Below are 6017 nucleotides of genomic sequence, written 5' to 3'. Positions count from 1 at the left end.
CCCGCGCTTCGCAAATCGTCTTTTGCTTAAAAACAGGGGGGATTTGCGAAAAAACCATCTGCCTACTCTCCCTCGCAGGCCGTCAGGCGATAAAGGCGCGCCCATTCCCCCGTCTGCACCAATGCGGCGCAGCGCGGCAGAAACACCCCCTCCCAAAATTCCAACGCCCGGCGTTGCCGCCCGCTTGGGTCATGAAAGACACTGAACAGCGCACTCCCGCGATCTAGCAGGACGTGTGTCACCCCCTGCGCGGCCAATTCATGCGCCAATACCGCCACATCCCCCGCGGCGGCCTCAGCCAGACGCACCCCGCGGGTATGATCGGCATCCGCCAGGCAGCGTGGTGCACAGTAATACCCCCGCCCGTCCCAGAGCAGTAGCACCCGCGCCTCTCCCGGTAACCCCTCGCGCAGCGTTTGCTGCAAGGCAAAATCCGGCCAGGCGCGTACCAGCCACTGGACCGGGCTTTCCTGCCCCAGCCAGAGGCGCCCGGGCCGCAAGATTTGCCCCAGGGCGATCACCTGGATCGCCAGTGTTGCGATCAGACAACCGGCCATCAGGCCCAGCCCCACCATTCGCCCCAGGCGCCGTCCGCGCTCCAGCAGAACCTCTAACCCCTCTGCCGCCAGCGGGCTCAACCCGAGAAAAACAGGATAGAGAAACCGCGTCTGCTGCGTTCCACCCCACCAGGTCAGGGTGCGCAGCAAAAGCAGGGCCACCCATACCGCCTCCTGCCGCCCCCAGCGCCGCCGCAGCGGTGCCAGCATAGCCAGCGGCAACAGCAAGGGAGGCACATCGGTGGTTCCCATAAACGTAGCAAAGCGTTCCCGTTGCAGGTAAAGCGCTACCGGCAGGCGCAATAGATTGAGGGGCGTTCGTTCGAGGCCAAAGTCATACAAATAGGTTGCCAGCACCTCCCAGCGCTCCCGCGGATAGCCTACCCCACCCCAGAAGAGAGGGTAGAAGGGATTGCCCCCCAGCACCAGGTTTTTCAGGTACCACGGCAGCGCCAGCACCAATGCCGGTAGCGCCAACCGCAGCCCCAGCCCCAACCGGCGCCATCCGCTCTCCTGCCAGGCCAGGAGGAGCAGCAACAAACCCAAAGCGGGCACAGCGGCCAGGGCAGTGTATTTACTGCCCAACGCCAGCCCCAACAGTACACCACTCAGGCTTACCCAGCCCGCGGGGCGGGCGGGGTTCTGCCCCCACCGCGCCAGCAGGTAAAACGCCAGCCCCTCCCAGGTGAACCAAATCAGGTCGATGTACGCCCACCCTGCTAGCAACGGCAGGTAGGGCATGCTGCCCAACACCGCCGCTGCCAGCCAGCCGGTACGCGGCCCGCCCCACCAACGCCCCAGGCGTAGCGCCACCAGCACCCATAGCGTGCCGAACAGGCCATGCACCAGTTTGGGGAAGAGATCACTGCCCAGGCTCAAACCGAGGAGAAAGAGCATCTCCCCATTAGACGGCCCGTTAGCCTGCCAGATCTCCGGCAGCAAGATCAGCCGCCCCGCTGCCAGGAACTGCCGCGGCCCTTCCAGGTGATACATCAGCCCGTCGTAATCCCAGGGTGGGGTCAGCGCGGTCAGGAACAGCAGCAGCCCACTCAGCCCCAGGAGCAGCGGTATCCAGCGCAGTGGGTACAGTGACGGTGTTGCCCACTCATCGGCCCAGGCACGGCGCCAGATCGGCCACACCTGCCTCAAAAAGCGCCATCCACCGGGCAGGCCCACAACGACCAGCAGGATCAACCAAGCCCCCACGGCTGCACGGCTTAGCACCCCCACCAATCCCAGGACCAGAACGCCTTGCGCCGCAATCCCCAGCCCCAGCGCCACCCCGATCAGCGCCTGATCCGCAGTGGGCAGCGCCTCACCGCCAAAGCGCCGCAACAAGTGCCGACCCACCCCCAGGCTACTCAGCCCAAGCACGGCCAGCAGCCCCAGCCCTATCCCAACATTGAACGCAAAGGGTATGACAGGGTTCATGATTCTGAGACACCTAACATCCTCTTCACTGCCAAGCGCGGTAGAGGAGAATCAGTAGCTCTAAATGAATCAATAACATCAAAACCCCTAGCAGATCATGGGCATGACCTGCCGAGTACAACCCATATCCGACGAAAATTATCCCGCTCAAGAGCGCCCAAATCACAAAGAGGCCCCACCAGATACCCTGCCGGGAGGGGTGACGTAAACCAAGCAACCAGGGAATACCTAATGCCAGCGCCATGTGTACATTTCCATGGGGCATGACAATTGTTTGGGTGACCAGGGTGGTGAGAAAGAAATCTGCCCAGGTCTCCCTATCGTCTCGACGGCCCATAGCGCATAAAATCTTCAGCCAGGCCAATAGCACCACCAGCACCATCCCAATCCCAATCCCCAGGCCGAGCGTGGAGTGAACGCCGCATGAAACGAGATGATCCACAGCGCTAAGCCAGGTCATCCCACTTTGTCTTAAAAGTGAGGGCCAACGGCACAGGACCTCAACCACCCCTTTCAAACTCTCCCACCCTCCCAGGGCTAAAGAAACCCCGCCGACCAGGAGAGACCCCCCCAGAAATCCAGCCCCAAAACGCCTGTTGCGACGCAACAACAGGGCGAAAACCAGCAGCAAAATCATCTGCGGTTTAATCCACCCCAAAGCCAGGTACAAACCTGCCCATCCTCCGCGCCCCTGCTGGAGATTAAAAAGCGCCTCTCCCATCGCAATCAGCAATAGCACGTTGACTTGCCCAAAGAGCAGATTGAGGAAATTGGCGCTGCTCAGAAAAAGCGCAACCGCGGCAACCAGTGCCGCCCGATCCAATGACAAGCGCTTGACCCAAAGGTAGAGGTACCCCAAGGTACCCCCGGCGTTTATACCCACCCAAAGCACATAGGCCGGTAACGGAGGAAGCAAGGATAAGAGCATAAAAGGCGCGACGAAGAGGGGTAGGTAAGGAAGAGGAAGGGCCCAAAAAGGCATTGAGACCCCCTTCACAAAATGTGAGAAGCCTTCATAAAGAGGCTGCTGATAAACGGCCTGAAGGCTCGGATGATATACGGCGCTTAAGCCTATATCTCGTGCGATCTGCCCACTGGCATAGAACAGGCGAAAGTCTATGCCCACATACTCGAATACTCCGCGTGCCCTGACTTGCTGCACGGTATAAATCCCGTACCCCACCAGCGCCAGCAGGGCCAGAGCCAGCGTCACGGGCAGGCGATAACGCCCTAAACCCGTCCAGAGCAAACAGCGCAAGAAAGGCTTACCACGGTGCACGCTTGACCCCAAAACGCCGGGAATACCCCCGCATTGCTCCTATTATAGCCGCGCTGCTGCCACGCTCCCCTTGCAAACGGTTTTCAAATTCCGCCGCCGGCCCCACCCCCTGACCCCCGGCTAAGTTATGGTATATTAACCCCATACCACCACAACGTTGAGTTTCGCGAGGGAACGATGTTCATTGCCATCGAAGGTGTCATTGGCGTCGGCAAAACCACCCTGGCGCGCTTGCTCCAGCCCCGTTTCAACGCCAATCTACTGCTGGAAGCCTTTGAGGAGAACCCCTTCCTGGCCCAGTTCTACACCGACCGCGCCCGCTATGCCTTCCAGACCCAGGTCTTCTTCCTGCTCAGCCGCTACCACCAGTTCCGCCAGGCAGCCCAGTGGCTGGCCACCGGCCAACCCTTGATCAGCGATTACACCTTTGAGAAGGATCAACTCTTCGCCCGCCTCAACCTCAGCGGCGACGAGTGGGAGGTGTACTTGCGGCTGCACGGTGCCCTGGCCGAGAAGATGCTCCCACCGGACCTCATCGTGTACCTGCGCGCCGATACCGATTGCCTGATGCGGCGCATCGCCCTACGCGACCGCCCCTACGAGCGCCATATGGAACGCGAGTACATCGAAGCCCTCAACCGCGCCTATGATGCGCAATTCCTCGGCCCGCGCCAGGGGCCGCCGGTCCTGGTCATCGAGAGCGGCGAGATGGATTTCGTCCAAAACGAGGCCGATCTGGAAACCATTGAGGCCGCCATCCGCCGCGCCCTGCGCCTGCCGCCCTATCAGCCCGAACTGCCTTTGGAATCGGCCCTACCTTCCCTGACTAAGGATTAGCCCATGCGTATCACCCGCGAGATGCTGCTCAACCTGGCCCGCGAGACGGCGGAACGCACCGCCCGCCGCCAACGCGATGTGTTGTGCATCTTTCTCATCGGTTCGGTCCTGGACAACGAGCCCCTGCTGGGTGGGAGCGGCGATATTGACCTGGTGGTCGTCCACGATAGCGAGCCGTTGAACCCGCGCGAGGTGCAGCGCCTGAGCGATGAGGTTACGCTCGATATCGCGCGCCTGGGTGCGGCAACTTTCCAACCGGCACGCCGTCTGCGCCAGGACCCCTGGCTGGGTTCGGCCCTATGGTATAACCCACTGGTGCTGTACGACCGCCAACACTGGTTTGAATTTACCCAGGCTGGCGCCACCGCCCAATTCACCCTGCCGGAGAACGTTTACCCCCGCGCCCAGCGCCTGGCTACCACCGCCCGCCAGATCTGGCGCGACTTGATCGAAACCCCTCTCCCCACGCTCGAAACGGCGTGGCGCTTGCTCGAGGCCCTCACCCAGGCCGCTAACGCCATTGCCTGCCTGAGCGGCGCCCCATTGACCGAGCGGCGCTTCGTGCTCAACTTCCCCGCCCGCGCCCAGGCCGTGGGCCGGCCTGGCTTGGCCGCCGGCTTCACCGACCTCATCGGAGGCGAGGCTGCCGCTCGCGAGGGTCTGCAAACCTGGCGCAACGCCTGGCTGGAAGCGCTGGAGGCCGTGGCCAGGCGCGAGGATGCCCCACCGCGTCTGAATGCCGCCCGCCGCGCCTACTACCAGCGCCCGGTCGAAGCCCTTGCCGCCGAGCAGCCCCTGGCCGCCTGGTGGATCCAATGGCGCACCTGGACGCGCGCCGCACGCCACCTGGGCGAAACCTCGCCCTGCTACGCCGACTGGCACGAGGCAAGCGAGGCGCTCGGCCTGGGCTTGAGCCAGCGCGAGCGCCACCTGGCCGCCCTGGATGCCTACCTGGATACGGTCGAAGAAACGCTCGATCAGTGGGCGGCTGCAAACGGCGTCCGCATCTAGCGCACCACCTGCCCAACCGTGATCAACCTGGCCGCCTGTGGAGAGCGGCCAATGCGCCTTTTCGGATTGAGTCGCACGCCGCACACCATCCCTGGGGGGTAGGTACAAAGCCGAATTTCTCCACCTCCTGTGGATAACCAGGCGAAATCTGTGGATAAATGGGGAGACCTGTGGAAAACTGCCCCGAACTGGGGAAAAAAGAGGCCTGCCCCCCTCTTGCCTAAACCCCCAGATATAGGGGGTGGGTTGCGACCTGCGCCATATCCTCACGCAAATGACTCTACGCAATTTAGACCCGCTTTTTACCCCCATTGGCGTGGCAGGGTTATACCCGGCTTATCCCCACTTGTCTGGGGATAAAAATTGCTGCATTGACCGTAGGGATGGACAGTGCGCACTTCACACCCCCATTACTGGGGGAATCGGGCGGGTTATCCACATATCCCCAGCCCCTACGACTACGACGATCTTACAGATTCTTCCCTGGGGAAAGATATAAGGATGGATAATGATCACGCCGGAAATGGGGATAAATGGTCGAACTTGAGCACCTTCGCAAGATTGACGTATGACGTACAGCGTATTGATCTATGAACTGGCCTCATTCCATCTCTGCCGGAAATCCAGCCCGATGGGCCGGGCTGAGGCTGCTTCCCGGATGAGGGCTTGCAGTGGCCATGCCCAGGTGAGCGGTGCCCGGGCATGGTTGGCGCGGGGATAAGCGTTCGTATCAGCAGGATAACGCCCCTGCCAGATACCGATCCGCCGGCGGTCTGAGCGAAGAACGACCCATTGAGAAGGGGAAGAAACACGTTGCTTATCCCGCCCCGCTTTGGGCAGAGAAACAGCGTGCCCGGCGCGCGGGGCCAACCCCCGCCTCACCCCACCCGGCGGCAGAAAAC

At 61.8% G+C, this 6017-nt stretch carries 5 protein-coding genes; 2 read left to right on the top strand and 3 right to left on the bottom strand.

Going from position 1 to position 6017, the window contains the following annotated elements:
* Positions 1–62 precede the first annotated feature (62 nt).
* Together AC01YT_RS13355 and AC01YT_RS13350 are read right to left on the bottom strand one after the other, a co-directional pair.
* Positions 63–1988 carry a hypothetical protein gene (locus tag AC01YT_RS13355; RefSeq protein WP_476676205.1) on the bottom strand — a complete coding sequence of 642 codons (1926 nt, stop codon included), beginning with the start codon at positions 1986–1988 and terminating at the stop codon, positions 63–65.
* Between the two features lie 25 nt (positions 1989–2013).
* Positions 2014–3267, bottom strand: a complete 1254-nt coding sequence (locus AC01YT_RS13350) for a glycosyltransferase family 87 protein (RefSeq protein ID WP_476676203.1) — start codon at positions 3265–3267, stop codon at positions 2014–2016.
* A 177-nt stretch (positions 3268–3444) separates the two neighbouring features.
* Between AC01YT_RS13350 and AC01YT_RS13345 the strand changes: the two genes are divergently transcribed.
* Together AC01YT_RS13345 and AC01YT_RS13340 are read left to right on the top strand one after the other, a co-directional pair.
* Positions 3445–4104: a deoxynucleoside kinase gene (locus AC01YT_RS13345; protein ID WP_476676201.1), complete on the top strand. Its 660-nt coding sequence runs from the start codon at positions 3445–3447 to the stop codon at positions 4102–4104.
* Between the two features lie 3 nt (positions 4105–4107).
* Positions 4108–5115 (top strand): hypothetical protein, encoded by a 1008-nt coding sequence (locus tag AC01YT_RS13340; protein ID WP_476676199.1) that lies wholly within the window; start codon positions 4108–4110, stop codon positions 5113–5115.
* Between the two features lie 588 nt (positions 5116–5703).
* Here the strand turns inward: AC01YT_RS13340 and AC01YT_RS13335 are convergent.
* The coding region (locus AC01YT_RS13335; RefSeq protein WP_476676197.1) for a hypothetical protein at positions 5704–6017 on the bottom strand (314 nt) is incomplete at its 5' end.

This window comes from Thermanaerothrix sp., from assembly GCF_056331585.1.
Note: the sequence above shows the minus strand (reverse complement) of the source record. Positions and strands in the feature narration are given on the sequence as shown.